The organism is Solwaraspora sp. WMMA2065 (assembly GCF_030345075.1).
GTDB lineage: Bacteria > Actinomycetota > Actinomycetes > Mycobacteriales > Micromonosporaceae > Micromonospora_E.
This window is the reverse complement of the sequence record NZ_CP128361.1, coordinates 3,739,452-3,765,183: the sequence shown is the minus strand read 5'-3', so window position 1 is coordinate 3,765,183 and position 25,732 is coordinate 3,739,452. Positions and strand designations below refer to the sequence as shown.

The 25,732-nt window shown below is 68.4% G+C and carries 30 protein-coding genes and 2 pseudogenes; 15 read left to right on the top strand and 17 right to left on the bottom strand.

Annotated elements, in window-relative coordinates:
• Window positions 1–37 precede the first annotated feature (37 nt).
• Entirely contained in the window at window positions 38–292 is a 255-nt protein-coding gene (locus tag O7610_RS17085) for a hypothetical protein (RefSeq protein WP_281551731.1), read from the bottom strand.
• A 142-nt stretch (window positions 293–434) separates the two neighbouring features.
• Window positions 435–917 (bottom strand): Lrp/AsnC family transcriptional regulator, encoded by a 483-nt coding sequence (locus O7610_RS17080; protein ID WP_281551730.1) that lies wholly within the window; start codon window positions 915–917, stop codon window positions 435–437.
• Between the two features lie 233 nt (window positions 918–1,150).
• Between O7610_RS17080 and O7610_RS17075 the strand changes: the two genes are divergently transcribed.
• From O7610_RS17075 to O7610_RS17060, 4 genes are read left to right on the top strand one after another with little or no spacing between them, the layout of a single operon-like run.
• Window positions 1,151–2,389 carry an ABC transporter substrate-binding protein gene (locus O7610_RS17075; protein ID WP_289211358.1) on the top strand — a complete coding sequence of 413 codons (1,239 nt, stop codon included), beginning with the start codon at window positions 1,151–1,153 and terminating at the stop codon, window positions 2,387–2,389.
• A gap of 11 nt (window positions 2,390–2,400) precedes the next feature.
• Entirely contained in the window at window positions 2,401–3,579 is a 1,179-nt protein-coding gene (locus tag O7610_RS17070; RefSeq protein ID WP_289211357.1) for an ABC transporter ATP-binding protein, read from the top strand.
• Window positions 3,576–4,487: an ABC transporter permease gene (locus tag O7610_RS17065; protein WP_281551727.1), complete on the top strand. Its 912-nt coding sequence runs from the start codon at window positions 3,576–3,578 to the stop codon at window positions 4,485–4,487. The genes O7610_RS17070 and O7610_RS17065 overlap by 4 nt, the downstream gene beginning before the upstream one ends.
• A complete protein-coding gene (locus O7610_RS17060) occupies window positions 4,484–5,335 on the top strand; it encodes an ABC transporter permease (RefSeq protein WP_289211356.1) in 852 nt (283 codons plus the stop codon). Before O7610_RS17065 ends, O7610_RS17060 begins: the two co-directional genes overlap by 4 nt.
• Here the strand turns inward: O7610_RS17060 and O7610_RS17055 are convergent.
• The 3 genes from O7610_RS17055 to O7610_RS17045 form a co-directional block, all read right to left on the bottom strand.
• Entirely contained in the window at window positions 5,313–6,749 is a 1,437-nt protein-coding gene (locus O7610_RS17055) for a gamma-aminobutyraldehyde dehydrogenase (RefSeq protein WP_123605959.1), read from the bottom strand. The genes O7610_RS17060 and O7610_RS17055 overlap by 23 nt on opposite strands.
• A 155-nt stretch (window positions 6,750–6,904) precedes the next feature.
• The gene (locus O7610_RS17050; RefSeq protein ID WP_289211355.1) at window positions 6,905–7,192 is read right to left on the bottom strand and encodes a ribbon-helix-helix domain-containing protein; all 288 of its coding nucleotides are present in this window, start codon (window positions 7,190–7,192) and stop codon (window positions 6,905–6,907) included.
• Window positions 7,189–7,626: a hypothetical protein gene (locus O7610_RS17045; RefSeq protein ID WP_281551724.1), complete on the bottom strand. Its 438-nt coding sequence runs from the start codon at window positions 7,624–7,626 to the stop codon at window positions 7,189–7,191. Before O7610_RS17045 ends, O7610_RS17050 begins: the two co-directional genes overlap by 4 nt.
• On the opposite strand from O7610_RS17045, the pseudogene O7610_RS17040 reads away from it, so the two are divergent.
• A pseudogene (locus O7610_RS17040) lies at window positions 7,619–8,088 on the top strand (DUF4291 family protein). The gene O7610_RS17045 and the pseudogene O7610_RS17040 overlap by 8 nt on opposite strands.
• 120 nt (window positions 8,089–8,208) lie before the next feature.
• On the opposite strand, the gene O7610_RS17035 reads toward O7610_RS17040, so the two are convergent.
• Window positions 8,209–8,577, bottom strand: coding sequence for a VOC family protein (locus tag O7610_RS17035; RefSeq protein ID WP_278173945.1), 369 nt, complete (start codon window positions 8,575–8,577; stop codon window positions 8,209–8,211).
• Window positions 8,578–8,638: 61 nt separating this feature from the next.
• On the opposite strand from O7610_RS17035, the gene O7610_RS17030 reads away from it, so the two are divergent.
• Window positions 8,639–9,109, top strand: a complete 471-nt coding sequence (locus O7610_RS17030) for a MarR family winged helix-turn-helix transcriptional regulator (RefSeq protein WP_289211354.1) — start codon at window positions 8,639–8,641, stop codon at window positions 9,107–9,109.
• A gap of 8 nt (window positions 9,110–9,117) precedes the next feature.
• Here the strand turns inward: O7610_RS17030 and O7610_RS17025 are convergent.
• Window positions 9,118–9,950, bottom strand: a protein-coding gene (locus tag O7610_RS17025) for an IS5 family transposase (protein ID WP_289211353.1) whose coding sequence is annotated in 2 segments (ribosomal slippage) — window positions 9,118–9,614 and window positions 9,614–9,950 — 834 coding nt in all. Because the reading frame shifts where the segments join, the coding sequence is not laid out codon by codon here.
• Between the two features lie 334 nt (window positions 9,951–10,284).
• On the opposite strand from O7610_RS17025, the gene O7610_RS17020 reads away from it, so the two are divergent.
• Both O7610_RS17020 and O7610_RS17015 read left to right on the top strand, forming a co-directional pair.
• Window positions 10,285–11,562: an IS4 family transposase gene (locus O7610_RS17020; protein ID WP_281553181.1), complete on the top strand. Its 1,278-nt coding sequence runs from the start codon at window positions 10,285–10,287 to the stop codon at window positions 11,560–11,562.
• Window positions 11,525–11,755: a hypothetical protein gene (locus O7610_RS17015; protein WP_281553180.1), complete on the top strand. Its 231-nt coding sequence runs from the start codon at window positions 11,525–11,527 to the stop codon at window positions 11,753–11,755. The genes O7610_RS17020 and O7610_RS17015 overlap by 38 nt, the downstream gene beginning before the upstream one ends.
• 2 nt (window positions 11,756–11,757) lie before the next feature.
• Here O7610_RS17015 and O7610_RS17010 read toward each other — a convergent pair whose 3' ends face one another.
• The 9 genes and pseudogenes from O7610_RS17010 to O7610_RS16970 form a co-directional block, all read right to left on the bottom strand.
• Complete coding sequence (locus O7610_RS17010) at window positions 11,758–12,063, bottom strand: Uma2 family endonuclease (protein ID WP_289211352.1); 306 nt, start codon at window positions 12,061–12,063, stop codon at window positions 11,758–11,760.
• A gap of 296 nt (window positions 12,064–12,359) precedes the next feature.
• The gene (locus O7610_RS17005) at window positions 12,360–13,250 is read right to left on the bottom strand and encodes an SAM-dependent methyltransferase (protein ID WP_289211351.1); all 891 of its coding nucleotides are present in this window, start codon (window positions 13,248–13,250) and stop codon (window positions 12,360–12,362) included.
• 178 nt (window positions 13,251–13,428) lie between these two features.
• A pseudogene (locus tag O7610_RS17000) lies at window positions 13,429–14,327 on the bottom strand (IS982 family transposase).
• A 769-nt stretch (window positions 14,328–15,096) separates the two neighbouring features.
• A complete protein-coding gene (locus O7610_RS16995; protein ID WP_289211350.1) occupies window positions 15,097–15,339 on the bottom strand; it encodes an RICIN domain-containing protein in 243 nt (80 codons plus the stop codon).
• 628 nt (window positions 15,340–15,967) lie between these two features.
• A complete protein-coding gene (locus O7610_RS16990; RefSeq protein WP_289213636.1) occupies window positions 15,968–16,411 on the bottom strand; it encodes a transposase family protein in 444 nt (147 codons plus the stop codon).
• A 247-nt stretch (window positions 16,412–16,658) separates the two neighbouring features.
• Window positions 16,659–16,847 (bottom strand): DUF397 domain-containing protein, encoded by a 189-nt coding sequence (locus O7610_RS16985; protein ID WP_289211349.1) that lies wholly within the window; start codon window positions 16,845–16,847, stop codon window positions 16,659–16,661.
• Window positions 16,834–17,610 (bottom strand): helix-turn-helix domain-containing protein, encoded by a 777-nt coding sequence (locus O7610_RS16980; RefSeq protein WP_289211348.1) that lies wholly within the window; start codon window positions 17,608–17,610, stop codon window positions 16,834–16,836. The genes O7610_RS16985 and O7610_RS16980 overlap by 14 nt, the downstream gene beginning before the upstream one ends.
• A 151-nt stretch (window positions 17,611–17,761) precedes the next feature.
• On the bottom strand, window positions 17,762–18,253 hold the full coding sequence (locus tag O7610_RS16975; protein WP_289211347.1) for an SRPBCC family protein: 492 nt from the start codon (window positions 18,251–18,253) through the stop codon (window positions 17,762–17,764).
• A complete protein-coding gene (locus O7610_RS16970) occupies window positions 18,222–18,617 on the bottom strand; it encodes an ArsR/SmtB family transcription factor (RefSeq protein ID WP_289211346.1) in 396 nt (131 codons plus the stop codon). The genes O7610_RS16975 and O7610_RS16970 overlap by 32 nt, the downstream gene beginning before the upstream one ends.
• Before the next feature lie 77 nt (window positions 18,618–18,694).
• Here O7610_RS16970 and O7610_RS16965 point away from each other — a divergent pair, with 77 nt between their 5' ends.
• On the top strand, window positions 18,695–20,200 hold the full coding sequence (locus tag O7610_RS16965) for an aldehyde dehydrogenase family protein (RefSeq protein ID WP_289211345.1): 1,506 nt from the start codon (window positions 18,695–18,697) through the stop codon (window positions 20,198–20,200).
• Between the two features lie 16 nt (window positions 20,201–20,216).
• Here O7610_RS16965 and O7610_RS16960 read toward each other — a convergent pair whose 3' ends face one another.
• A complete protein-coding gene (locus O7610_RS16960) occupies window positions 20,217–20,528 on the bottom strand; it encodes a hypothetical protein (RefSeq protein ID WP_281551715.1) in 312 nt (103 codons plus the stop codon).
• A 166-nt stretch (window positions 20,529–20,694) separates the two neighbouring features.
• On the opposite strand from O7610_RS16960, the gene O7610_RS16955 reads away from it, so the two are divergent.
• The 6 genes from O7610_RS16955 (at window position 20,695) to O7610_RS16930 (ending at window position 25,729) form a co-directional block, all read left to right on the top strand.
• The gene (locus tag O7610_RS16955) at window positions 20,695–21,555 is read left to right on the top strand and encodes a helix-turn-helix domain-containing protein (RefSeq protein WP_281551714.1); all 861 of its coding nucleotides are present in this window, start codon (window positions 20,695–20,697) and stop codon (window positions 21,553–21,555) included.
• Between the two features lie 24 nt (window positions 21,556–21,579).
• Window positions 21,580–21,792, top strand: coding sequence for a DUF397 domain-containing protein (locus O7610_RS16950; protein ID WP_281551713.1), 213 nt, complete (start codon window positions 21,580–21,582; stop codon window positions 21,790–21,792).
• 72 nt (window positions 21,793–21,864) lie between these two features.
• Window positions 21,865–22,737, top strand: a complete 873-nt coding sequence (locus O7610_RS16945) for a hypothetical protein (RefSeq protein WP_281551712.1) — start codon at window positions 21,865–21,867, stop codon at window positions 22,735–22,737.
• Window positions 22,738–22,889: 152 nt separating this feature from the next.
• A complete protein-coding gene (locus tag O7610_RS16940) occupies window positions 22,890–24,266 on the top strand; it encodes a phosphomannomutase/phosphoglucomutase (RefSeq protein ID WP_281551711.1) in 1,377 nt (458 codons plus the stop codon).
• Between the two features lie 66 nt (window positions 24,267–24,332).
• Entirely contained in the window at window positions 24,333–24,515 is a 183-nt protein-coding gene (locus O7610_RS16935) for a Trm112 family protein (protein ID WP_281551710.1), read from the top strand.
• Window positions 24,515–25,729, top strand: coding sequence for an SIS domain-containing protein (locus O7610_RS16930; protein WP_281551709.1), 1,215 nt, complete (start codon window positions 24,515–24,517; stop codon window positions 25,727–25,729). Before O7610_RS16935 ends, O7610_RS16930 begins: the two co-directional genes overlap by 1 nt.
• Window positions 25,730–25,732 lie beyond the last annotated feature (3 nt).

Here is a 25,732-nt window from a genome sequence, read left to right as displayed (position 1 = left end):
GACCGGCTTGTGGCCGTACCGTGCCGTCCTGGTCGGGCTAGAAGCAGTACGGGACCGTGATCGAGGTGAAGTACGCGGTACTTTCGCCCGTCAGATACTTGTAGTTGCCATCTGGGCACCGGAAGCGGTAGCCGATGCCGACCTCGGTGGTGTGGCTGCTGTCCGAGTAGTAGTAGTAAATGACGGTGTAGTAGTCGGGTGGGGCGCTCTGCGCTGGGGTGGCCGTGAGCGCGATGGTGGTTGCCACAGCCAGTAGCGTCGCCGCCAGGGCGCTGCGAAGATAATTGCGCACGACTGATGCCTCTCCGTCTGGTCACCATGGGTAGCTCCAAAGTAGCACCGAGTGGTGACCCCTGTGGACTCCGGTGAACAATCGACATATGTCGCACCGGCGCCCACCCGTGGTCCCGCCGGTGGGGCGCTGCCGACGCGGGTCAGGCCGTGCCCCAGGTGTAGGTCTGTTTGCGCAGCTTCAAATAGACGAACGCCTCGGTGGAGACGACCCCGTCGACCGTACGCATCCGCTGCAGGATCTCCAGCAGATGGTCGTCGTTGCGGCAGACCACCTCGGTGAGCAGGTCGAACGACCCGGCGGTGATCACCACGTAGTCGACCTCGTCCAGCTCCGCAAGCCGGTCGGCGACCGTCTCCAGATCCCCGGCGGTACGCAGCCCGATCATCGCCTGGCGGGGGAAGCCGAGCTGCAGCGGATCGGTGACCGCGACGATCTGCATCACCCCGGCGTCGAGCAGCCGCTGCACCCGCTGGCGGACCGCCGCCTCGGAGAGCCCGACCGCCTTGCCGATCGTCGCGTACGGGCGCCGCCCGTCCTCCTGCAACTGTTCGATGATCTGTTTCGCCACGTCGTCGAGGACGACGTGACCGGAGCCGTCGCCGCCCTGCTGTCGTGTCCCCATCCGGGTCTCCTCGTCTGTCAGAATCGGCGCATTGTGCCGCACCGCTGATACGTCGCCGAGTGGGTCGGCGTTAAGAGTCCGAGTCTGGCGTATTTCGTGGCCAACGGCGAGCTGCGCAACGGAATCCCTTGTGAAGTGCGAATCTGCATGCCAGGATCGGCGTCTGATTGGTTCACAAGCTACGCCTTGCCTTCGGGTCGGCCCCGCCGGCCCGCACCCTTCAGGAGCCGTCCATGCGCAGTCGCCTCCGCCCCCCACCGTCCGCGCCGGCCGCCGCACTGCTCGCGGCCCTCGGCATGCGCCGTACCCTTACCCGACGCACTCTGGCACGCGGCGCCGCCACCTCCGGTGGGCTGCTGCTCGCTGGCGGCGCGATCGCTGCCTGCGGCACCCCGGCAGCCCAGCAGACCGAGGAGAGCTGCGTCAGCGAGGACCTGTCCGACAGCGAACAGGTGATCAACTTCTCGAACTGGCCGCAGTACATCGACGTCGACGCCGACGACGAGAGCCGCCGACCCACCCTGGAGGCGTTCCAGCAGACCTCCGGCATCACGGTCACCTACACCGAGGACATCAACGACAACAACGAGTTCTTCGGCAAGGTGCAGAACCAGCTGTCGTCGTGCCAGCCCACCGGCCGCGACATCATGGTGCTCACCGACTGGCTGGCCGCCCGGATGATCCGGCTCGGCTGGGTGCAGCAGTTGGACAAGGCGAACATGCCCGACGTGACCGCCAACCTGCTGCCGTCGCTGAAGGCCAGGCCGTTCGACCCGGACGACTCGTACGCCGTACCGTGGCAGTCCGGGCTGACCGGCATCGCCTACAACGGCACCGTCACCGGCGAGGTCCGCACCATCGACGACCTGCTCACCCGGGCCGACCTCAAGGGCCGGGTGACCGCGTTGACCGAGATGCGCGACACCATGGGGCTGCTGCTGCAGTCCAACGGGCACGACCCGGCCGAGTTCACCGACGCGCAGTTCGACGACGCTCTGGAGAAGCTGCGCCAAGCGGTCGCCGACGGGCAGATCCGCCGGTTCACCGGCAACGACTACGCCGCCGACCTCGCCCGGGGCGACGTCGCCGCCTGCATCGGCTGGTCCGGAGACGTGATCCAGCTCGCCGCCGAGGACCCGAACATCGTCTTCCAGGCACCCGAGTCCGGGCTGATTCTCTTCTCCGACAACATGCAGGTGCCGAACCAGGCCGCCCACAAGACCAACGCCGAGAAGCTGATGGATCACTACTACGACCCGGCGGTCGCCGCCGAGGTGGCCGCGTACGTCAACTTCATCTGCCCGGTCGCCGGTGCCCAGGAGGCGATGACCGCCATCGACCCGGAGCTGGCCGCCAACCCGCTGATCTTCCCGGACGAGACGCTGCTCGGCCAGGCCAAGGTGTTCATGGCGTTGACCGAGGAGCAGGAACGCACGTACGAGCAGAAGTTCCAGCAGGTCATCGGGGCCTGAGGCGGCAACCGATGGCGACCGACCCGACCGGCGGCGGCCCACGCCCAGCCGACCCACCCGCCGGTGACCTGCAGCTGACCGACCTGACCAAGCGGTTCGGCCCGTTCACCGCCGTGGACGGACTCGACCTGACGATCCCGCAGGGCGCGTTCTTCGCCCTGCTCGGCGCCTCCGGCTGCGGCAAGACCACCACGCTGCGGATGGTCGCCGGGCTGGAACAGCCCACCAGCGGCCGGCTGCTGCTCGGCGGGCGGGACATCACCCGGCTGCGGCCGTACCGGCGGCCGGTGAACACCGTCTTCCAGAGCTATGCGCTGTTTCCGCACCTCAGTGTGGCCGACAACGTCGCGTTCGGACTGCGGCGGCGTGGCATCCGCGACGTGCGCCCGCAGGTCGATCGGATGCTCGCCCTGGTGCAGCTCGACGGGTTCGGCCCGCGCCGACCGCAGCAGCTCTCCGGCGGGCAGCAGCAGCGGGTCGCCCTGGCCCGCGCGTTGATCAACCACCCGCAGGTGCTGCTGCTCGACGAACCACTCGGCGCGCTCGACCTCAAACTGCGCCGGCAGATGCAGGCCGAGCTGAAACGCATCCAGACCGAGGTCGGCATCACCTTCGTGCACGTCACCCACGACCAGGAGGAGGCCATGACGATGGCCGACACGGTCGCGGTGATGAACGCCGGCCGGATCGAGCAGCTCGGCCCACCCGCGCAGATGTACGAGTTTCCGGCGACCGCGTTCGTGGCGAACTTCCTCGGCCAGTCGAACCTGCTGGCCGGCGAGGCCACCGGCCGATCCGGCGACGACGTGCTGGTCACCGCGTACGGCTCGCGGTTCACCGTGCCCGCGGCCCGGTCCCGGTCCGTCGACGGTCCGGTCCATCTGGGGGTACGCCCGGAAAAGCTCGCCCTGACCCGGGACGCGGACGGCGTACCGGCCGGGGCGCAGTCGGTCACCGGCGTGGTCACCGAACTGGCGTACCTCGGGGTCAGCACCCAGTACCAGGTGCGCACCGGCTGGGGCACCGAGCTGAGCGTGTTCAGCCCGAACAGCGGGGACGGAGCTCTGCTGCCGGTCGGTGCCGACGTGGTCGCCTACTGGCAGCCGGCGCACGCCTTCCTGCTGGCCCGTGAGCCGGGCACCGGCGACCAGACCGCCCCGCTGCTCGACGACGCCGTACCCGCGTCATGAGCATCCTGGCCCACGTCGGCGGGGGAGCGGGCAAGCCCCCCGCCCCGGTGCCGGCCGCCCGGCGGCGCGACCGGCTGCTGCCGTACCTGCTGCTGTTGCCGGGCGGGGCGTGGCTGACCCTGTTCTTCGCGGTGCCGGCGGTGCAGCTCGCCGCGACCAGCCTGTACGACCCGACCGGCTCGCTGGCCACCGGGTACGCGATGACCTGGTCGTTCGGCAACTACCCGGACGCGCTGTCGGCGTACTGGACGCAGTTCGGTCGCGGCTTCCTCTTCGCCGGCATCGCCACCGTGATCGCGGTGCTGCTCGGCTACCCGCTGGCGTACGCGATCGCCCGGCGGGCCGGCCGGTGGAAGAACCTGATGCTGATCTGCGTCGTCGCCCCGATGTTCACCAGTTTCCTGGTCCGCACCCTGGCCTGGAAGACGATTCTGTCGGAGAACGGCTGGCTGGTCGGCGTACTGCGGGATCTGCACCTGCTCGCGCCGGACGGCCGGCTGCTGTTCACCCCGGTCGCGGTGGTGCTCGGGTTGACGTACAACTTTCTGCCGTTCATGGTGCTGCCGCTGTACGCGAGCCTGGACCGGCTCGATCCCCGGCTGCTGGAGGCGGCCAGCGACCTGTACGCGAGCCCGGCGCGGGCCTTCTGGCGGGTCACCCTGCCGTTGTCGGCACCCGGCCTGGTCGCCGGCACCCTGCTGACCTTCATCCCGGCCTCCGGTGACTACATCAACGCCCGGCTGCTCGGCACCCCCAACGAGTACATGATCGGCAACGTGATCGACTCGGCGTTCCTGGTGCGGCTGGACTATCCGCAGGCGGCGGCGCTGTCCTTCCTGCTGATGGCGGCGATCCTGATCATCGTGTCGGTCTACGTCCGGCGCGCCGGCACCGAGGAGGTGCTGTGACGGGCCCAGGTGCGCCAACCGGCGCGGGGATCGGTGCGCGGATCGGCCGGTGGCTGGTCGACCGCTGGGTGTTCGGCGTCGGCCTGCTGGTGCTCGGCTACCTGCTGCTGCCGGTCGCGGTGGTCGCCGGGTTGTCATTCAACCGGCCGTCCAGCCGGCTGTCCTACGACTTCAACGAGTTCACGTGGGACAACTGGCGGCAGCCGTGCGCGACCAGCGACATGTGCGACGCGGTGCTGCGCAGCGTACAGATCGGGTTCCTGACCACCGCCGGGGCCACGATCCTCGGCACCCTGATGGCGTTCGCGTTGGTCCGGCACCGGTTCCGTGGCCGGTCCGCGGTCAACCTGCTGATTTTCCTGCCGATGGCCACGCCGGAGCTGGTGATGGGCTCGTCGCTGCTGACCCTGTTCGTGGCCGGGGCGGTGCCGCTCGGCTTCTGGACCGTGGTGACCGCCCACGTGATGTTCTGCCTGAGCTTCGTGGTGGTCACCGTGAAGGCGCGGCTGGCCGGCATGGACACCCGTCTGGAGGAGGCGGCGATGGACCTGTACGCCTCCGAATGGCAGACGTTCCGCCTGGTCACCCTGCCGCTGGTGCTGCCCGGTATCGTGGCCGCCGCGCTGCTGGCCTTCTCGCTGTCGTTCGACGACTTCATCGTCACGAACTTCAACTCCGGCACCACCGTCACCTTCCCGATGTACGTCTGGGGTGCCGCCCAGCGTGGCATCCCGCCGCAGGTCAACGTGGTCGGTACGGCGATGTTCGCGGTCGCGCTGCTGCTGGTGGTGCTCGGCGGTGCCCTCGGGCGGCGGCGGGGCCAGGTCAGTCCTCGATCGCGTGCATGACGTGCTTGAGCCGGGTGTAGTCCTCCAGCCCGTACATGGACAGGTCCTTGCCGTGGCCGGAGTGCTTGAAGCCGCCGTGCGGCATCTCCGCCACGATCGGGATATGGGTGTTGACCCAGACGCAGCCGAAGTCGAGCCGGCGGGTCATCCGCATCGCCCGGCCGTGGTCGCGGGTCCACACGGAGGCGGACAGGCCGTACCTGACGCCGTTGGCCCACCGGACCGCCTCGTCCTCGTCGGTGAAGCGCTGCACGGTGATCACCGGCCCGAACACCTCGTCCTGGATGATCTCGTCCGGCTGGCGCACCCCGGCGACCACCGTCGGGGCGTAGAAGTAGCCCCGGTCACCGACGCGCGCGCCGCCGGTGTGCAGCTGCGCGTGGTCCGGTAGCCGGTCGACGAAGCCGGTGACCCGGCCCAACTGGTCGGCGTTGTTCAACGGCCCGTACGCCACGTCCGGCTCGTCCGGTAGTCCGGTTTTCGTCGACCGGGCCTGCTCGGCCAGGGCGGCGACGAAGTCGTCGTGCACGCCCGGTCCGGCCAACACCCGGGTCGCCGCGGTGCAGTCCTGCCCGGCGTTGAAGTAGCCGGCACCGGCGATCGCCTCGGCAGCCGCCGCCACGTCGGCGTCGTCGAAGACCACCACCGGGGCCTTGCCGCCCAGTTCCAGGTGGGTGCGCTTGAGGTCGGGTGCGGCGGCGGCCGCCACCTCCATGCCGGCCCGGGTGGAACCGGTGATCGACACGAACTCCGGGGTCGGGTGGGCGACCAACGCCCGGCCGGTGTCCCGGTCGCCGCAGACCACGTTGAACACGCCCGGCGGCAGGAACTCGGCGGCGATCTCGGCCAGCAGCAGCGTGGACAGCGGGGTGGTGTCGGACGGTTTGAGCACCACCGTGTTGCCGGCGGCCAGCGCCGGGGCGATCTTCCAGACCGCCATCATCAGCGGGTAGTTCCAGGGCGTCACCTGCGCGCAGACCCCGATCGGCTCCCGGCGTACGTAGGAGGTGTGCCCGGCCAGGTACTCGCCGGCCGATTTGCCCTCCAGCACCCGGGCCGCCCCGGCGAAGAACCGGAGCTGGTCGACGCTGGGCGGCAGCTCCTCGTCGGCGGTCAGCTGGCGTGGCTTGCCGGTGTTGCGGACCTCGGCGTCGACCAGGTCGGCGGCGCGGGCCTCGACCGCGTCGGCCAGCTTGAGCAGGGCCAGCTGCCGCTGCGCCGGGGTGGTGTCCCGCCAGCTTTCGAAGGCGGTGGCGGCGGCCGACATGGCCCGGTCGACGTCGGCGGGGCTGGACGTTGGTGATTGGGCGAACACCTCACCGGTGCACGGGTCGACCAGGTCCTGGTAGCCGCCGTCGACCGGGTCGACGTAGCCGCCGTCGACAAAGTTGCGCACCGTCTGCTTGTCGGTCATCGTTCGGCTCCTGCACGTCGGCTCGGCCTGGATCAGGCAGGATGAGGTATCCGCCAGCTAGGAGCCATCTTCGCGACCGAAATCGCAGCAGACAAGAGGTACGGCAACTGTTTCCGTGCGTGCGTTGCTGGACCGTGCCGCCTCGTCAGCGTGTCTCACGCCGCTTCGTCGGCGTGTCGGGCGAGGAACTCGTCGATCGCCTGACGAATGAGCCCCGACCGGCCTCCCTTGTCGTTGCCGGCGAGTTCGTCCAGCCGCCGCACGGCCGTCGCGGAGAGGCGGACTCCGGTAACGATCATGGGTACGCTCTCCGGTGACGGCGCAGGGCCAAGATCGGGGCCTCTGGAGGCGTCGCGTAGCAGCTCCGAGATGTCGCCACCCTGGTCGAAATACGCCACCAGCTCTTCGCGGCTCATCGTCCGCGGATCACGGCTCGCACTCATCGTGTCCCCTCCATCCACTGCTTGACCTCCTCCGGCGTCGCAGGCCGAGCCGCCAGGATCGCGTAGCTGTTGACCTTCCCCACCCGCTCACACAGCACCATGATCACGCGTGCTGTGTCAGCCAGGCCAGCTACCGCCAGCAGGAGTGTCCCGATGTGGTTCTCGATCCGCTGCGGCGAGTAGAGCGCTTCGACCGTCTCCCGTTCGGAGACGCCGTGCCGTGCCGCGCTGATCTTGCCGGCCTCAGTCCACCCGTACTCTCGCGCAACCACGACACCAGCGTACAACGCGTAAAACGTGCGTACCGGCAGCGCTGCTGTCGCAGCTCTGAGTGACGTCGGCGCGTAAGCCCCTAGCAGGCGGAGCGTTCTACGGCCGTGCGGATGCTGGGCGAAATCTGGTGGATGACCGTCGGCTGCATCGGCGATGATCACATGCGTGGAGGGTCGTCATCGGCAGGTCCGGGCTCGGTACACCGCCGACACCGTCACCGTGTACCAGGCGTATCCGGCGGAGATCGCGGTGCCGACGTTGGCGAACGGGCGGTTCGTGGCCCCGTTCAAGCGGGACCGGATGACGTGGATCAAGCCGTCGTTCCTGTGGATGATGTACCGGTGCGGGTGCAGTGGGATCCTGAGCGGTCGCTGCGGCTCGGGCCGCTGCCGTACCGGTCGCTGCAGGTGGGGCTGTCCGGCGAAGCAGTCGACCGCTACGTCGACGAGTGGACCGTCGCCATCACCGAGGTGACCGGGCTGGCACATGCTGTGCGGGAGCGGCTTTCCGCTGGTGATGACGCGGGTGCTGGTGCCCTACTGCCGGCCGAGCGGGTCTATCCGTTGCCGGCCGAGGTTGCGGCGGTCATCGGCGCAGACCCGACACCGGCGGCGACCTGCTGATACCGCAGGACGGGATCGAGCACGTCAGCCGGTGGGTACTCGTTGAGCTTGATGCCTCAGGTGCATCAAGATGCACCTGAGGCATCAGGTCGTCGGACGCATCATGGGGTCCGGGGCTCGTCAGGCGCGGTCGTGCAGAGTGACCTGGTAGCCGTCGGGGTCGGCGAAGGTGAAGGTCCGACCGAAGGGGCCGTCGATCGGCGCGGAGACGATGGTGTGACCGTCGGCGACGAGAGCATCGTGAATGTCCTGCACGTCTGTGGCGTGGAGCCAGATGGCTGCACCGATGCCCGGCTGAGCAACGGATCCGAGGTCGGTGCCGGGGACGATCTCGCGCAGCGCGAACGCGATGGGCTTGGTTTCGAAAACGACGGCGTGTGCAGGCCCGGCCGGCGAGCGTACGAGCCCGAGGTACTGCTCGTAGAACGCCCGCGAGGCGTCGAGGTCGCGTGCCTGCAGCGAGATGAAGTCGGGGCCGGTGACGGGCATGATGGTCTCCTCCGGTCGTGTCAGGTTCCTGACATGGCGCAATGTATGTCAGGATGCTGACATGAGTCAAGGCGGGCGGGGCAGTGGGCAGGGCGTCGACCTGGAGACATCGCTGGGCTATCTGCTGAAGGAGGCGTCGAGCGCGCTCCGGATGGCCATGGAGGAGGTGCTGCGACCACTCGGGATGAGCGTGACGCGTTACTCGTGCCTGGAGTTGCTGGCGCAACGGCCAGGCCTGTCGAACTCCGAGCTCGCGCGGGGCGCCTTCGTGACCCGGCAGTCAATGAACGTGCTGCTCCAGGCGCTGGAGCGAGAGGGCTACGTGACCAGACCGGCGGAAGCGCCCGTCGGGAAGGTGCTGCCCACGCGGCTCACGCCTCTGGGTCGGCAGAGTCTCGAAAAGGCGACCGTCGCGGTCCGGTCGGTCGAGGTCAAGATGCTGGCCGGGTTGACCGAGACCGAGCAGTCGGAGGCGTTGCGGATCCTGCGGCGGATGGTCCGCTCCCTGCGCGATGGCGACGACGACGCTTAGACCGCATCTCATTTGGGGTTGTCGCTGGTCAACAGGTTGAGACGGGCTGCTCGGCGGTAGCAGATGACAGCGCAGGCGAGCTGTACGAATCCGAGGAAGTGGGAAGCCTTGCGTTCGTAGCGGCGGGCGAGGCGCCGGAACCGGGTGATCCACTCCAGACAGCGTTCGACAACGTAGCGGTGGCGGCCGAGCCGTTTCGAGGACTCGATGCCCTTGCGGGCGATGCGTGCCCTGATGCCCCGTCGGGCGAGGGTGTCCCGGCAGTGGCGGTAGTCGTAGCCCTTGTCCGCGTGCGGCTTCACGGGCCGTCGGCGAGGCCGGCCGACCGGCTGACGCACCGGTGTGATGGCGTCGACCATCTCCTCGAGGAACTGTTGGTCGTTGACGTTCGCGGCGGAGATGTCGGCGTGCAGCGGGATACCGTTGCGGTCGCTGACCGCGTGGATCTTGGAGCCTGGCTTGCCTCGGTCCACTGGGCTGGGTCCGGTCAGGTCCCCCCTTTTACCGCCCGTACGTGCATGGCGTCGATGCTGGCCCGTGACCAGTCCACGCGGCCGGCGGCGCCGAGTACGTCGAGGGTCGCCTGGTGGAACGCGGCCATGACTCCCTGAGCGACCCACTCGGTGAACCGGCGGTGCGCGGTCTTCGACGAGATCGGGAACGACTCCGGTAGTTCGTCCCAGGCGCAGCCGGAGTCCAGGACGTACAGGATCGCCGCCAGCGTGGTCCGGTCGTCGATGCGTCGCCGGCCGCCGCCCTGATGGCGTTTCGGATGCTCGGGCAGCAACGGCTGCGCGAGGTGCCACAACGAGTCCGGGCAGTACTTCTCCACATCACCCATACCGACCCAACGAATCACCCCGCGCTACAGCAACCCCAAATGAGATGCGGTCTTAGCGGGGCCGGCCGCAGGATTTCGCATCCCGCGGAGCCGCCCTCGTCCTCGTCGCCCGTTCGACCGAAGCGCTGGAGAAGCTCGCCGCGACACTGCGGCGGACCCACCAGTCCCAGATCGTCGTACTCGCCGCTGATCTGTCCGACCGCGCCGAGTGTCGAGATCGACCTGCTGATCAACAACGCAGGCATGGGAGCGGTCGGCCAGTAGAACTGGATGCCAACCCTGGCGTACTGGCAATGCTGTTAACTTAGTGTGGGTGGGGTTATGATCGCTGGTCGTGGCGAGGGTTGAGGAGCGGGTCGCGGAGGAGTCGCGGGTTCGGTTGCCGGATCTGGTGGGTGTGGGGGTGTTGACCGCGGCGTTTCCGCCGGAGGTGGTCGATCTGGTGGTGGAGCGGTGGGACGCGCGGGAGCAGCGGTCCCGGTTGTTGCCGGCTCGGTTGGTCGTCTACTACGTGATCGCGTGTGTGTTGTTCATGGACAGCGCGTATGTGGAGGTGTGGAACAGGCTGTTGTCGGGGTTGTCGTGGGCCGGGCGGTACCGGACGCGTCGTGAGGTGGGGATGCAGCCGACGGCGGCGGCGTTGACGAAGGCTCGGGGGCGGTTGGGTCCGGAGGTGCTGGAAGGGGTGTTGGAGACCTCGTTCGGCGGGTCGGTGGTGGGGCCGGAACAGGCGCCGTGGGGGTACTTCCACGGGTTGCGGAAGGTGGCTGTCGACGGGTTCTGCCTGAACGTGGCGAGGACGCCGGAGAACGTGGCCGCGTTCGGGTCGCCGTCCAACGGGCAGGGCCCGGTGGGGTATCCGCAGGTACGGGTGGTGGCGTTGGCCGAGACGGGTACCCGTTGCCTGCGGGGGGTGGCGCTCGGTGGTCTGGGTGAGGGCGAGCAGCCGCTGGCCCGGACGCTGTGGCCGCTGCTCGGGTCCACCGATGTGGTGGTCGGTGACCGTAACTTCCTGTCGTACGAGGACCTGGGGGCGATCGCCGCGACCGGCGCGCACGCGGTGTTTCGGGTCAAGGCGGGGGTGGACCTGCCGGTGTTGCGCCGGCTGGCGGACGGCTCCTGGATCTCGCGGATCGCCGATCCGGTCGCGGCGCGCCGGCTACGGCGGCGGAAGGTCCCGCCGGCCGAGATTCCCGGTATCGAGGTACGGGTGATCGAGTACACCGTCGAGACCGAACCCGACCAGCACGGCGAGTACGAGGTCAGCGAACTGTTCTGCCTGGTCACGACCCTGCTCGATGAGCGGGCCTATCCGCTGGGGGACTTTCCCGACCTCTACCGCGACCGGTGGCGGATCGAGACCGCCATCGGAGAGGTCGAGACCCGGCTACGCGGCGGAGCCGACGTCGTGCTCCGTTCCCGTAAACCCGACCTCGTCCGCCAGGAGGTGTACGGGCTGCTCTGTCTCTACCAGGCCATCCGGCATCTGATCGTGGCCGGCGCGGAACAGGCCGGCCTGGACCCGGACCGGATATCGTTCACCCGCGCCCGCGATGCCGTCGCCCGTCACGTCAGTGACGACGCGGCGTTTTCCCCCCGAACGACTGGCTGAGCTCGTCCACGACGTCATCTACGAGATCACCGACCCGCGTAACCTGCTTCCCGCCGAACGCCGGCCACGCAGCTTCGCCCGCGAGCAGCGCCAACCCGGCCGCCGCTACCCACGCCAGAAAGACGAGTACAAGAAGCCGCTACCACCCCGCACGAAGATCAGGCTCTGGGTCACCACCAGCCAAGACCCATAAAGTTAACAGCATTGGGCGTACTGGTCAGCCTTGACGATCCGGTCGGTCGTTTCCGATCCGGGGGAGACCACCTCGACCACCAGCAGCACACGCTCGGGGCGGGTCGGGGTGACGTCGATGGTGTCCGCCCGGTAAACCGTCACATCGGGACGACGGTTGTTCAGCGGCATGGCCTGGAGCCGAACATCGAAGTCGGTGTCAGTGTTCCAATCCGGCCCGGCGGCACCATCCAGAGCGTTCGCCAGCAGCCTGGCAAGGCGATTGTGCCGATTGAAGGCACTCGGACTCACGAGGACCATCCCATCCACGATCTCGATGCCCGCACACTCTGCCGATCAGCAGGCTGCCTGACCGTTTTGGCCGACCAGCCACACCTGCCAGATGCAGGTCCCACCCATATGGCCTACGATCCCGACCGCGCTGCCGTTCGTCCCGCTGGCGGCGGCTCCGGAGCCGGCGAATTCAGTCGATCGACCGTCGCAATCTCGAAGCGATGCAGGTCGAAGGCCGTCATGCGGCGGTGGCTCGCCAGTCGCGTCCCAATCCCGTTGTCAGGCGCAGGTAGCGGCCAAGGTGTCGAGAGAAGAAGAAGATGTGGTCTGCCTCATGCCTTTTCAAGCACGATGAAATGGTACTCCAGCCAACGCCGCGACAATCCAACTTGCAGCGCCGACCCGCCAATCATGTTGGCCCAGAAGGGGATCTCAACAAGACGGTTGCGAAGCCGTGGAACTGCGGCTGTGGCGCCGACGGCCATCTTGACCACGCGGTCGCGTGGCCGCCCGAGACGCAAATATTCAGTAAGATCTTTGTCCTCGACCAGGTGTAAGCCGGCGCGTCCGGACATGGCTACCAACTCTGCCACAGTATGCAAACTTCCGATACGCCACCCGGCGCGGAACTGGTCGAGACAGAGTTTACGAGCGGCGAGCCCACGATCCTTGTCGGTCATCCAGTCGTCGCACAAGATAAGGCGACCTCCAGGGCGCAGCCGCTCAGCCAGGGACGGGAGTAGGCTCTCCAGCGACGGCGAGTGGACGACTGCCTCAACGGCGACCATGGCGTCGTAGTGTGGTTCTGCGGGCAGTTCGGCAAAATCAGCACAGAATACGTGACAGCGGTCGCTCAGTCCTTCGCGGGCGAACCGTTTCGCTGCGATCTCGGCCTGCACTCGGCTGATGGTCACGCCAGAAATGATCCCGTCCACCTCGCGGGCCAAGCGCACCATCGTCCCACCGACGCCACAGCCAAGGTCAAGCACCCTTGCGTTTACCGAAGGAGTCTGCCCGCGCAAGCGCTCGATCATTAGGCGGTTTACGGTGTCCACAGCCTGAGTCACTTTCGTGACATCCGGCGTCCATACCCCACGGTGTATTGCGTCACTGCCTGGGCTCTCGGCAACCAAAAGGAACCGACGCGTGTTGTCGTCGTAGTAGTCGGCGACGCGATCAACGTGACCAAGTCCAGATGCTGCACGCTCCGACGTCGAGCTCATCGACGCAGGCTATCACATTGTACGCATCTGGCTCGAGCCGGCGGCTGGGTCTGGACGGGAGTGACGGGCCGTAGGATGTCGAGGAGATCCACCCCGTGTTCCCGCAGCGGACAGGTGGAACGCGCCATCTTGAAGTCGGCCTGTGGGGGATCACTAGACGAGTTGTTCCGAAGTCCGGTCAGTGGTCGTAGGCGATCAGGGACCGGGTGACGGGTGCGCCGGTCTTGTTGTTGTGCCAGATCGCGGCGGCCATGGCGAGGAGGCGTTGGGCGACGCGTACGGCGACGCCGGTGAAGGTCCGTCCGCCGTGTTGTTCCAGGTCGAGTTGGCCTTTGAGGGTGTCGTTGACCGACTCGATCAACTGGCGGACCTTCCTGAGCTGAGCAGCGGTTCGCCGTAGCGGGCCTTCTCCTTCTTGCGGGATGGGCGTAGCAGGGTGATGCCCTGGTCGGAGAGGTTCCGCTCGAACACCTTGGACGCGAAGCCCTTGTCGCTGATCAGCAGGATGCCGTCGTGTTCTGCGACGACACCGGCCTCGACCTGCAGCATCGCGGTGAGGACCTTCCGCTCGCCGATCTTCGGGTTGGCCAGGGCCCACAGGATCGGCATCCCGGTCGGGGTGCAGGCCAGGTATAGGCGCAGTCCCCAGAGGAACCGGGAGTGGGAGGCGCAGTAGCCGTATCCGGCCCAGCCGGCCAGGTCCGAGCGTTGCACGGTGGGGCGGGACATGCCGCACGGCACCGGGGTGGAGTCGACGATCCAGTGGTTGTCGAACCAGAAGTCGCTGTCGCGGGCCAGGTTCCGGATCGTCTTCTGGATCAGTGGGAGGGCGGCGCGGAGCCGTTTGTTGTAGCCGGGCCGCTGCGGTAGGTAGGGGAACATGCCGGCCAGGTGGACGCGGGCGTAGCGGATCCAGTGGGCTTCGGAACGGGCGCCGAGCAGGACCTGGGCCACGGCCAGGCAGACCAGTTCGGAGTCGGTCAGCAGTGGTGGTCTGCCGCGCCACCGGGGCGTGCGGATGCTGTCGTCGATCTTCACGTACAGTGCGGTCAAGAGGGTGTCCAGGTTTTGCGTCACAACATGATCTTGGATGCCCTCTCCTCATGCCCGGACATCGACCTCTGACTTCGGAACTACTCGTCTAGGTCCTGCTTCCACACCGACCTTCGGTGTAGTCGTGATCGGAACAGGCTAACCCCCGTAGTCAGATTCACCAACACTTGTGCCGGCAACTTCCCGTCTGACCGTTTCGAACCCACGATGTGCGAGACAACCGCCACATCGATTACGTCCCACCGCAACTGATCATCACAACTGGCGTCATAACCCGTGGGTAACCCGTGGCCGGAGCGCCGTCCCGCCTCGTCGCGCTGCCACAACGATCAAAGCTTCGGCTCAAACTATGAGCAACTTCTGCCATGGGCTTTGTATCAAGGGTCCCCTGGTGCCCGGTCCGGCCGAGCCGAGCCGAGCCAGTCTGCTCGGCCGGACCAGATAGATGGCCTCAGTCAGAAGTTGGTGAATGACCACGTCTGATTGGCTGCGCTGGCGCAGGCACTTGTGCCGGCAACTTCCCGTCTGACCGTTTCGAACCCACGATGTGCGAGACAACCGCCACATCGATTACGTCCCACCGCAACTGATCATCACAACTGGCGTCATAACCCGTGGGTAACCCGTGGCCGGAGCGCCGTCCCGCCTCGTCGCGCTGCCACAACGATCAAAGCTTCGGCTCAAACTATGAGCAACTTCTGCCATGGGCTTTGTATCAAGGGTCCCCTGGTGCCCGGTCCGGCCGAGCCGAGCCGAGCCAGTCTGCTCGGCCGGACCAGATAGATGGCCTCAGTCAGAAGTTGGTGAATGACCACGTCTGATTGGCTGCGCTGGCGCAGGCGTAGATGGCAGCCCTCGCGCCGGCGGCGGTGCTGGCGCCGTCGATTCCCAAGCACATTGAGGTGTTCTTGCGGTTTCTGAGGTTGAAGAACGTACTATCGATCGCGGAAATGACCCAGTCTTGGTCGAAGCTGGAGGATCCGTTGACGATGACTGCGGACGTGTTGGAGGCGGTGCTGGCGCCTGAGGTTCCCATGTTCCGGTCTACGCCGTAGTTCCAGAAGGTAGTGTGTTGACAAGGACCCAGCCTTGGAGAGCATTTGGGCCGGCGAGCTGCTGGCGAACAATGGCGTTGTTGGCCGTACTACTTGCCTGTAGGTACTTGGAGGAATTCTTGTTCTTGATCGCGAAGGGTGTCACTGCCAGCGACTTTGACTGGGACAAGGCCACCGAGATTGGTACCGGGGTCCTGTCCTCGGTCGCTGCGTGCGCGGCCGCCGAACTGGCGGTGACCGCCAGCACCGCAGTCACAACCGCCGCAACCACCGCCCTGATTGCTCCGCCACGCATTGTTACTCCTCTCTGTGGTGACTTCGTTGCCCTGGGTGGCTACTTGGCGCCGAGAGTTCCAGACAGCCTGCCGAACCCGTGGTCCTTGTCGATCGTCCACCGCGGCCGGTCACCTGTACCGGCGCGGTCAGGGCCGCCGGGAGGTGTTCGGGTACTCAGCGGAATAAAGTAGGTCAGGTCGTTGGGGTTCGGCCAGGCTCCGGCGCACGAGCAGGTAGTGGCGAGGCCGGCGGCGGCGATCCACGCCCACGCTTAGCAGCGGTCGCCTTTGGAGCCCTCCCCGCAGGACCTGGCCTGCCAGGCGGTGTCGGTGCTCAGGGCCGCGGCCGCCGTTCCGGCGCGGGCCTTCGTCCTCGTCCTCCAGCTGGGCGGAGTGATCCGGGACAAGCACGGCACGCTGAGGCCTGCAGCCGATTCCCCGGGTCTGGCAGGCCGCGTAGTCGCCGGTCCCGGTCGTAGACGCGTCGGCGGTGCACCACCGCACGGGTACGCCGGCGTCGAGGTGCGCGGTGGGAACCCACAACCGGGAGCCGACCAGGGCGCGGCTGGCACGGGTGGCGTAGCCGCCATACCGTGGCCGTGGCGGGCGCCCGGCGGACGAAGCCGAGTCGGGCCTGGGTGATGTCGCCGAGATCGTGTAGCCAGGCCGCGATCGCGGTCATGCTCGATGCGCCGGCCATCACCGCGCATACCGCGACGGTGAGTAGCCCGGCCAGCGAATAGCGTAGCCCGCGTGGGCTGCGGGGATTCGACACCATCGCCAAGGCGTCCAGCAGACTCGGTTGTTCGTCCAGGGTCACCGGCCGGACGGGTGTGGCGGCGGGGTGGCCGTCTGTCGAACACTCAATGCCCCTGATCCACGTCATCGGCGTAGCCGACCGACCTGATGCTGGGTGCGGGCCCACGGCCCGTCGAGGGGGACCGGGCCGGCCTGACCGAGATGAAGCGCCGGCCCTGGTTGGCAGGGCCGGCGCCCCGACGGTGTCCGGCGGGTGAGCGGCTGGGTCAGTGGTGGTGCTTGGCCAGCGCGACGAAAGAGCGCCAGGCAGACGGGGCGAACGCGAGGGTGGCGCCGTCGAGGTCCTTGGTGTCCCGGACCAGGACCCGGCCGGGCAGGTTGTCGGCCACCTCGACACAGTTGCTCACGCCGCTTGACCTGGTGGATTTCCGCCATGAAGGGTCAGTTGTGTTCATCAATCAACCTTAGGATCAGGTCCCGGCTCTGGGTAGTCGATAACGAGAGCTCGTTAATGGCTTCCCAGACCCATTCCAGTTCGATGACGTCGGCTGCCGTGCTCGCCATCCTGCCGCGCAGCTGGTCGTCCAGGTAGGCGATCCGGCGGCCGTCGCCCAGGGTGGCCAGCGAAAGTGGTCCGTTTAGACCTGGGTTGAGGCCGATGTTGCGGTCGGGCACCACCCGTATCCGGACGTTCGACTGGTGGCTGGCGTCGACCAGGTAGCCGAGCTGATCCTTGAGAACCTCACGGGACCCCTGGTGCAGAGCGGCTTCGCCGATCAGGCAGGACAGCTCGACCGGCTCGTCACGGGTGAACACCGCCGCCTGCCGGCCGAGCCGGATCCGAATAAGATCGTCGACCTTGCTCTTGCTCCAGGGTGAGGCGGCGAACAGCTCACGCATGTAGGGCTCGCGTTGCAGCAGCCCTGGGATGATCGACAACTCCCAGCAGCGCAGCAACGCGGCCCGCCGTTCGTGTTCGGCCCACGGACGCAGCCAGGGCTGGCGGTCTCCGCGTGCCTCGTCGGCCAGTTGCTGGATCTTGTCACCGGAGTTCAGCACCTCGTCGAGCGCCTGTGCGGTGTCCTCCTTCGGCACCAGCCGACCGGTCTCGAAGCTGGCTATCAGCGACTTCGACACGCGGAGCGCCTTTGCCAGCTGCGTCTGGTTCATGCGCCGGGTCAGTCGGAGTCGCCGAAGCTCTGTCGTGAGTTCACTCATGATTATCACCTCGAATACCCAGAAGTGGCAGCGGGTTTAACGAGGTTCATCTTCTAACGACACCGACTGATAGTCCAGCGTGGAAGTAGACCACCGGGTGAATTGCCGTGGATGCTGAAATCGGAGCGCTTCTCGCAGCAGCGCTTTTTGATCAAGGAGCGGGGGCGAGTAGCTCGTCGATCTGGTTGATCGCCGAGGTGGAGCCCTCCACCATGCCCATGTCCAGCACCTGTTGCAGGGCCTCGGCGGACTCGTACTTGCCCACGTAGGTCGCCCGGGTGCCGCCGTTGTGCTCGGCGAATGTGTACGTGTTGCGGGAGGTCGGCATCTCCGACAGCGGCTTGAAGTCCATGTCCGCGAAGCCATCCTCGAAGGAAAAACTCGTCGGCTCGTCCACGGCGGTGATCAGCCAGTACCCGGCGTGCTTGTCGCCCTCCGGGCCGGTCATGTAATAGGTCACGCGTCCGCCGGGCGTGAGGTCGTGGTCGACCACGGTCGCCGGGTACGTCGGCGGTCCCCACACCTTCTCCAGTTGGCGAGGGTCGGCGTAGACCTGCCAGACCCGCTCCACCGGCGCGGCGAAGTCCGCGGTGATGGTCAGGGTCCGGTTGTCAAGGTCCTGCTGGACGTCGGTCACGGGCACTGTTCGGTCCTTTCGTCGGGATCGGTTGCGACCCATCGGGGTCGGCTGCGAGCAGCGCGTCGATGCGTGCGATGCGGCCACGCCAGATGTGTTCGAGCTCGGCGAGCATGGCTGCCGCCGAGCGCACCGCCTGCACGTCGCCGCTGGCCAGCTGCTCGCGACCACTACGTCGTTTGATCAGTAAACCGGCCTTCTCCAGCACAGCGACGTGTTTCTGTACGGCGGCGAAGCTCATGTCGTACTTGGCGGCGAGCGCTGAGACGGAGTGCTCCCCGGCCAGCACCCGGCGCAGGATGTCGCGCCGGGTGCGGTCGGCGAGCGCGTGGAACATGGCGTCCGCCCGGTCCGCGCTCTCCTCGATCACCACGCCAATATACAACCGATCGGTTGTGCGTTGTCAAGGCCATCGAGTGCCTCGGTCACTGGCTTTAGGCTGGCCGGATGGATCACCCCGACCCGACCCCGCGTACGCCGTTCTGGCTGGCTGGCGAACCGGCGCACGGTGACGCGCCACTGGCCGTGCACCACCCGTACGACGGTCGGCTCGTCGGACGAACCAGCTACGCCACGCCCGACCAGGTCGAGCGGGCGGTCGCCGCCGCGCACCGGGTCGCGCCGGTGGCCGCCGCACTGCCGGCGTACCGCAGGGCGGCCGCACTGGACCACATCAGCGCCCGACTCGCGCAGCGGGCCGACGAGATCGCCCGGCTGATCACCGCCGAGAACGGCAAACCGATCAAGTGGGCGCGCGCCGAGGTGGCGCGCGCCGTCTCCACATTCCGCTGGGCGGCCGAGGAGGCCCGGCGGTTCTCCGGTGACCTGCAGCGCCTGGACACCGACCCGGCCGCCGCCGGCCGGATGGCGGTGGTCCGGCGGGTGCCGCGCGGGCCGGTGCTGGGCATCTCGCCGTTCAACTTTCCGCTGAACCTGGTGGCGCACAAGGTCGCCCCGGCGATCGCGGTCGGCGCGCCGATCATCGTCAAGCCGGCGCCGGCGACCCCGTTGACCGCGCTGCTGCTCGGCGACTTGATCGCCGAGGTCACCGAGCCGCACGGCCCACACACCGGAGCGCCCGCCGGATCAGGCACCGGCCTGCCGGCCGGCATGGTCTCGGTGCTGCCGGTGCCGAACGACAGGGCCGGCGACCTGGTCGCCGACCCGCGCCTGCCGGTGGTGTCGTTCACCGGCTCCGGGCCGGTCGGCGCGCTGATCCGCCGATCAGTGCCGGACAAGCACGTCACCCTGGAGCTGGGCGGTAACGCCGCAGCGGTGATCTGCGAGGACTGGACCGGCGACGAGGAGCTGACCCGGGCGGCACAGCGAATCGCCACCTTCTCGAACTATCAGGCCGGGCAGAGCTGCATCGCGGTGCAACGGGTGTACGTGCACGAATGGCTCTACGACGGCTTCCTGCCCCGGCTCGTCGCCGCCGTACAGGCGCTGCGGGCCGGTGACCCGGCCGACGATGCCACCGACGTTGGGCCGCTGATCAGCGAGGACGCCGCGATACGCGTCGAGTCGTGGGTGGAGGAGGCGGTGGCCGCCGGGGCGACGATCGAGGTCGGCGGCCGACGCGACGGCGCGACGTACCCGCCGACGGTGCTGACCGGGGTGCCGGCCGGCGCGAAGGTGCTGACCGAGGAGGTCTTCGGCCCGGTGCTCGTCGTGGACCGGGTGGAGAACGACGAGGCCGGGTTCGCGGCGGTCAATGACTCGGCGTACGGGCTGCAGGCCGGCGTGTTCACCCACAACCTGCAGACTGCGTTCACCGCGCACCGCACGCTCGCCGTCGGCGGGGTGATCGTCGGTGACGTGCCGTCGTACCGGGCCGACCAGATGCCGTACGGCGGGGTCAAGGGCAGCGGTGTGGGCCGCGAAGGAGTCCGCAGCGCGATGGACGACTACACCGATCCCCGGGTGATGGTCCTCACCGGACTCGACCTCTGACCTGGCACCTCGCAGGTTAGGCGACGGCCAGCAGGTCGGCGCCGATCAGCGGTGCCCAGAACCGACTCGCCGACTCGATGTCGTTGCACCAGGTCATTCCGTCGCGGCTGCCGTCGCTGTGCACGATCAGCACCTTGCCGTCCGGCATGGCGAACGCCCAGCCGACGACGTCGTCGACCGCTTCGCCGGTGTCGACCGTTTCGTCCGCGTCGGGCAACTCGTCGTAGTCGTCGTCGAAGCGGCACAGGGCGAACACCTTCGGTGCCCGGTCGAGCAGGACCGCCTCCAGACGGATCGCGGTGGTTGCCGTGCGGGTCTGGTCGCTCACAGTCGTCCTCGATTCGGTACGCAGTGACGTGTGGTGATGTCATCGTGTTCTGTGGTCACCAGCCATGCAAGTGCATTGAATTGCACCATCTGAACTACTGGTAGCTGACGTCGCGCTTTCGGTAAGCGAGACTGGCGTCCATGCATCAATGTCAAGGAGGTGCCTGATGGTCGTCGGATCGCCGCCGACGGTGCGACGCCGGCAGCTCGGTCGCGAGTTGCGCGCCCTGCGGGAGACATCCGGCCTGCTCGCCGAGCAGGTCGCCACCGAGCTGCGCTGCTCGACCGCCCGGATCAGCCGGATCGAGACGGCCCGGGTCAGGATCTCGCCCGGCACCGTCCACGAGCTGCTCGATGTCTACGGCATCGAGGGACCCGAGCGGCAGCGGCTGGTTGCCCTGGCCCGCCAGGCGCAGGAGACCGGCTGGTGGCAGGAGTACAGCGAACGTCTCACCTGGGAATACTCCACGCTGATCGCGCTGGAGAACGACGCCGCCGAGCTGCGCTGGTTCGAGCCGTCCGTGCTGCCCGGTCTGGTGCAGATCGAGGAGTACGCCCGGACGGTCATCCGCAAGACCCTGCCCGGCCACAGCGCCGAGACCATCGAGGAGAAGGTCGGCGTCCGGATGGCCCGGCAGCGGGTGCTGACCCGCGAGACCGACCCGGTGCGGCTGTGGGCGGTGCTCGACGAGGCGGTGCTGCGCCGGTTGGTCGGTGGGCCGGAGCTGATGCACCGGCAGCTGCGTCACCTGGTCGAGCTGTCCACCTTGCCGACTGTACGACTGCAGGTCCTGCCGTTCGCTCAGGGCGCGTATGCCTGCAACACCGGGCCGTTCACCGTGCTGACCTTCCCGGAGACCGCCGACGCCGACGTGGCCTACGTCGAGAACGAGGCCGGCGACCTCTACGTGGAGAAGCCGGCCGGCGTCGCCCGCTATAACCTTGTCTTCGACGACCTGCGGGCGGATGCGCTCGGCTGCGACGACTCCCGGGCGTTCATCGCCGAGGTCGCCGACGGGCTGACCTGACGCGTCGCTGACAAGGAGCACCGCATGTCCACAGCAGATTTCACCGGGGCGGGCTGGCGCAAGAGCAGCTACAGCAGCGGCAACGGCAGCTGCGTCGAGGTCGCCGTCGTCGGCGGGACCGTCGGCGTACGGGACTCCAAGGACCCGGCCAGCCCGGTGCTCGCCTTCACCGCGACGGACTTCGGGCGGTTCGTCGCCGATGTCCGGGGCGGCGCGCTGCGCGGTCCGGCCGCGTAGCCACCGCGCGGTAGCCTGTCGCGCGGTGGCGTCCGAAGCGCGGGTGCCGGCGACGCGGAAGGCGAGGCGGAGATGTCGGTACGGCGTGGCACGGCTCGACTGGCGACGGTGCTCGCGCTGACCGTCGGCACAGCGGCACTCGCCGCAGGCCCCGCGTACGGCCAGGACGAGCGGGTGCGGATCGGCCTGCCGAGCAAGTTCACCGCCGGCGAGAAGGCCGGTGGGGTGACCGTGAAGGTGACCAGACGCACCGACGGGTGCGTGGCGGTGCGTACCGCGCTGGCGATCCGGCTGCCCGGTGTCACCCCCGACCAGGTCGGCGTGCAGGCCCGGATCGACGACGACTGGGTAACCGTGCCGCTGTGGGACAACGGCGACGGGCTGCTGCTGACCGAGCACACCGCGCCGGAAAAGGACGAGCTGTGCAAGGGCAAGAGCCGCTCGGTCCGCTACCGGATGGCGTTCCGGGCCGGTGCGCCGGCCGGAGTCGCGCACATCGTCGGTGAGGCGTACACCGCCGGTGGGGTGCTGCTCGGTCGGGAAGCCGGGGCGAAGCGGGTCGGCGGTCGGCTCGCCGGCACGTACCAGCCGGGTCCGCCGACCCCGTCGCCGACCCTGGAACCGACCCCGGAACCGACGGTCGACAGCGCGGCCGTGGAGCCGAGCGACGCACCGGCCGTACTGCCGGACCAGAGTCTGCTGGCTGCGGCCGGCTCGGCCGGCGGACCGGCCGGTGACGACGGTCCCGGCATCGGCACCGGGGTGATGGCCGCCGGGATCGGCATGGTCGCTGTCGGTATCGCCCTGCTGGTGCTGCTGATCCGCAGGCTGCGCCCGGCCCGGTCGGGCCTGGACGGCCGCAACGGCCCGCCCGGTACGGGTGGTCCCGGTGGGGACGGTGGGGACGGCGGGGCGACCATGCTGTTGCCCCGGATCCGGCGCTGACCAGCGGCTGGGCGCTCCCTGCAGCGGCGTATCCGGCCGGAGGATGAACATCGTGCTGCCGGAGGATGGACCGTCAGCCTTGGCCGAAGGCATTGCCCACCGCTCCGTTACCCTCACTCGTGTTGGCATCGGCACGGCTGAGGAGCGAGACCTTGTCTGACTTGTCCAAAATCGTCAAGGCCTACGACGTCCGTGGCACCACTCCCGACCAGTTGAACGAGACCGTGGCCCGGGCCATCGGTACCGCGTTCGTACAGGTCCTGGCCGAGCGCGGCGACAAAGCCGACCGGATCGTCATCGCCCACGACATGCGTGAGTCGTCGCCACCGCTGGCCGACGCGTTCGCCGCCGGGGCCACCGCTGCCGGGGCCGAGGTGCTGCACGCCGGGCTGGCCTCCACCGACCTGCTCTACTACGCCTCCGGCGCGCTGGAGCTGCCCGGCGCGATGTTCACCGCCAGCCACAATCCAGCCCAGTACAACGGCATCAAGATGTGCCGGGCCGGGGCGGCGCCGATCGGCCAGGACTCCGGGCTGACCGACATCCGGGACCGGGCCCAGGCGCTGCTCGACAGCGGCGAGGTGCCGTCCGGCGGGGACCGGGTCGAGCGGCGCGAACTGCTCGCCGACTACGCCGCGCATCTGCGTACCCTGGTCGACCTGTCGGGGATCCGGCCGCTGAAGGTGGTCGTCGACGCCGGCAACGGGATGGGCGGCTACACCGTGCCGGCGGTCCTCGGTGACACGGTGCTGCCGGCTCTGCCGCTGACCATCGTGCCGATGTACTTCGAGCTGGACGGCTCGTTCCCGAACCACGAGGCGAACCCGCTCAACCCGGAGAACATCGTCGACCTGCAGAAGGCGGTCCGGGAGCACAACGCCGACCTGGGGTTGGCGTTCGATGGCGACGCCGACCGCTGCTTCGTCGTCGATGAGCGTGGCGAGCCGGTCTCGCCGTCGGCGATCACCGCCCTGGTCGCCGCTCGGGAGCTGGCCAAACACCCCGGTGAGACGGTCATCCACAATCTGATCACCTCCAACGCGGTGGCCGAGATCGTCCGGGAGAACGGCGGCGAGCCGGTGCGCTCCCGGGTCGGTCACTCGTTCATCAAGGCCGAGATGGCCCGGACCAACGCGGTCTTCGGCGGTGAGCACTCGGCGCACTACTACTTCCGGGACTTCTGGTTCGCCGACACCGGGATGCTGGCCGCGATGCACATGCTGGCCGCGCTCGGCGAGCAGGACAAGCCGCTGTCCGAGCTGGCCCACGAGTTCGAGCGGTACGTCGCCTCCGGTGAGATCAACTCGACGGTCACCGACCAGCAGGCCAAGCTCGCCGAGATCAGGACGGCGTACGCCGACGCCGACACCGACGAGCTGGACGGGCTGACCGTCCGCTTCGACGACGGTGCCTGGATCAACATCCGTGCCTCGAACACCGAGCCGTTGCTGCGGCTCAACGTGGAGGCACCGACCACCGAGCGGATGGCCGAACTGCGCGACGGGGTGCTCGCGCTGGTTCGCGGCTAGGATCTTCACCGGAAGGCGCACCCCGGGACGGGGTCCGCCGGCGAGACACGTGGAAGGAGCCATCCGATGGCCCTGGATCAGCAGCTGCTGGAGATCCTCGCCTGCCCGGACACGCACCACACGCCGTTGACCTACGACGCCGACGCGGCGACCCTCACCTGTCCGGAGTGCTCGCGGATCTTCGAGGTGCGGGACGGGATTCCGGTGCTGTTGCTGGACGAGGCCCGCCGGCCCGGCGAGGCCGGCTGATGGCGGTTCCGATCGACGGCACGTCCGGGGTGGTGGGTCGGCGGGTCGCCGACGAGGCGCTGCTCGACGACGTGGACGGGCTCAACTCGACCGATCCCGGCGGCATGCTGCGGTTCACCGCGTCGGCCGGTGCCCAGGTGCGCGAGTCGGCGGCGCTGGCCGCCGAAGCCAACCTCGGCATGCTCAGCGACGAAGGGCGGCCCCGGGCGGTCGTCATCGCCGGTATCGGTACCGCCGGGCGGACCGGTGACGTGCTGGCCACTGTGGCCGGACCGCGCTGTCCCGTACCGGTGATTCCGCACCGCAGCTCCGGCGTGCCCGGCTGGGTCGGCGCGGCCGACGTGGTCATCGCGGTCAGCGCTTCGGGGCGCAGCCCGGAGGCGCTGGGTGCGGCTCAGGCCGCCGCCCGGCGCGGTGCCCGGCTGGTCGCCGTCGGGCCGCCGGACTCGCAGCTGCAGTCGGTCGCCGAAGGGGTACGCGCCCCGTTCGTCCCGGTGCCGCGACGGGCCCCGGCTCGGGCCAGCCTCTGGGCGTTGACCGTGCCGGTGCTGCTGGCAGCGCGGGCGTTGGGCCTGGTCAAGGTCAACGAGGCGGATCTGGCGGAGACGGCGGCCCGGCTGGACGCCGACGCCGAACGGTGTCGCCCGGCCGCCGAGTCGTTCGTCAACCCGGCGAAGGCCCTCGCTCTCGGGCTGGCCGGTTCGGTGCCGATCGTCTGGGGCTCGTCGCCGGTGGCGTCGGTCGCCGCCCGCCGGTTCGGCGACACGCTGTCGACGAACGCCCGCTACCCGGTGGTCACCGGGGCGCTCGGCGAGGCCGGCCGGGGTCGGGTAGGGCTGCTCGACGGGGTCTTCGGCGGCCTGGGCGAGTCGACCCGGGACATTTTCGCCGACCCGGACGACGACGATGACCAGTCCGAGTCGCCGACCCGGCTGCGTCTGGTGTTGCTGCGCGACGGTGGGCTGAACCCGGAGGACGACGCCGACGAACCCTTCGTGGTCGAGGAGCGCCGGGCCGAGGCGGTGCAGACCCTGGCGGACCGGCGCGGTGTGCGGTGCGACGTGATCACGGCGGAGGGCGGTTCGGCGCTGGAACGGCTTGCCTCGTTGATCTCGGTCCCCGACTTCGCCTCCGTCTACCTGGCGTTGGCGCACCATCTGGACCCGATGGCGGTGCCGGCGGTGAGCGAGATGAAGGAACTCTCCACCACCTGAGGC

Excerpts from the sequence above, each read along its gene's own strand:
- O7610_RS17080 (WP_281551730.1), bottom strand. The coding sequence starts at position 917 with ATGGGGACACGACAGCAGGGCGGCGACGGCTCCGGTCACGTCGTCCTC.
- O7610_RS17075 (WP_289211358.1), top strand. The coding sequence starts at position 1,151 with ATGCGCAGTCGCCTCCGCCCCCCACCGTCCGCGCCGGCCGCCGCACTG.
- O7610_RS17070 (WP_289211357.1), top strand. The coding sequence starts at position 2,401 with ATGGCGACCGACCCGACCGGCGGCGGCCCACGCCCAGCCGACCCACCC.
- O7610_RS17065 (WP_281551727.1), top strand. The coding sequence starts at position 3,576 with ATGAGCATCCTGGCCCACGTCGGCGGGGGAGCGGGCAAGCCCCCCGCC.
- O7610_RS17055 (WP_123605959.1), bottom strand. The coding sequence starts at position 6,749 with ATGACCGACAAGCAGACGGTGCGCAACTTTGTCGACGGCGGCTACGTC.
- O7610_RS17050 (WP_289211355.1), bottom strand. The coding sequence starts at position 7,192 with ATGAGTGCGAGCCGTGATCCGCGGACGATGAGCCGCGAAGAGCTGGTG.
- O7610_RS17035 (WP_278173945.1), bottom strand. The coding sequence starts at position 8,577 with ATGCCCGTCACCGGCCCCGACTTCATCTCGCTGCAGGCACGCGACCTC.
- O7610_RS17030 (WP_289211354.1), top strand. The coding sequence starts at position 8,639 with ATGAGTCAAGGCGGGCGGGGCAGTGGGCAGGGCGTCGACCTGGAGACA.
- O7610_RS17005 (WP_289211351.1), bottom strand. The coding sequence starts at position 13,250 with ATGAGCTCGACGTCGGAGCGTGCAGCATCTGGACTTGGTCACGTTGAT.
- O7610_RS16995 (WP_289211350.1), bottom strand. The coding sequence starts at position 15,339 with ATGGGAACCTCAGGCGCCAGCACCGCCTCCAACACGTCCGCAGTCATC.
- O7610_RS16990 (WP_289213636.1), bottom strand. The coding sequence starts at position 16,411 with ATGGTGTCGAATCCCCGCAGCCCACGCGGGCTACGCTATTCGCTGGCC.
- O7610_RS16985 (WP_289211349.1), bottom strand. The coding sequence starts at position 16,847 with ATGAACACAACTGACCCTTCATGGCGGAAATCCACCAGGTCAAGCGGC.
- O7610_RS16980 (WP_289211348.1), bottom strand. The coding sequence starts at position 17,610 with ATGAGTGAACTCACGACAGAGCTTCGGCGACTCCGACTGACCCGGCGC.
- O7610_RS16965 (WP_289211345.1), top strand. The coding sequence starts at position 18,695 with ATGGATCACCCCGACCCGACCCCGCGTACGCCGTTCTGGCTGGCTGGC.
- O7610_RS16955 (WP_281551714.1), top strand. The coding sequence starts at position 20,695 with ATGGTCGTCGGATCGCCGCCGACGGTGCGACGCCGGCAGCTCGGTCGC.
- O7610_RS16950 (WP_281551713.1), top strand. The coding sequence starts at position 21,580 with ATGTCCACAGCAGATTTCACCGGGGCGGGCTGGCGCAAGAGCAGCTAC.
- O7610_RS16945 (WP_281551712.1), top strand. The coding sequence starts at position 21,865 with ATGTCGGTACGGCGTGGCACGGCTCGACTGGCGACGGTGCTCGCGCTG.
- O7610_RS16935 (WP_281551710.1), top strand. The coding sequence starts at position 24,333 with ATGGCCCTGGATCAGCAGCTGCTGGAGATCCTCGCCTGCCCGGACACG.
- O7610_RS16930 (WP_281551709.1), top strand. The coding sequence starts at position 24,515 with ATGGCGGTTCCGATCGACGGCACGTCCGGGGTGGTGGGTCGGCGGGTC.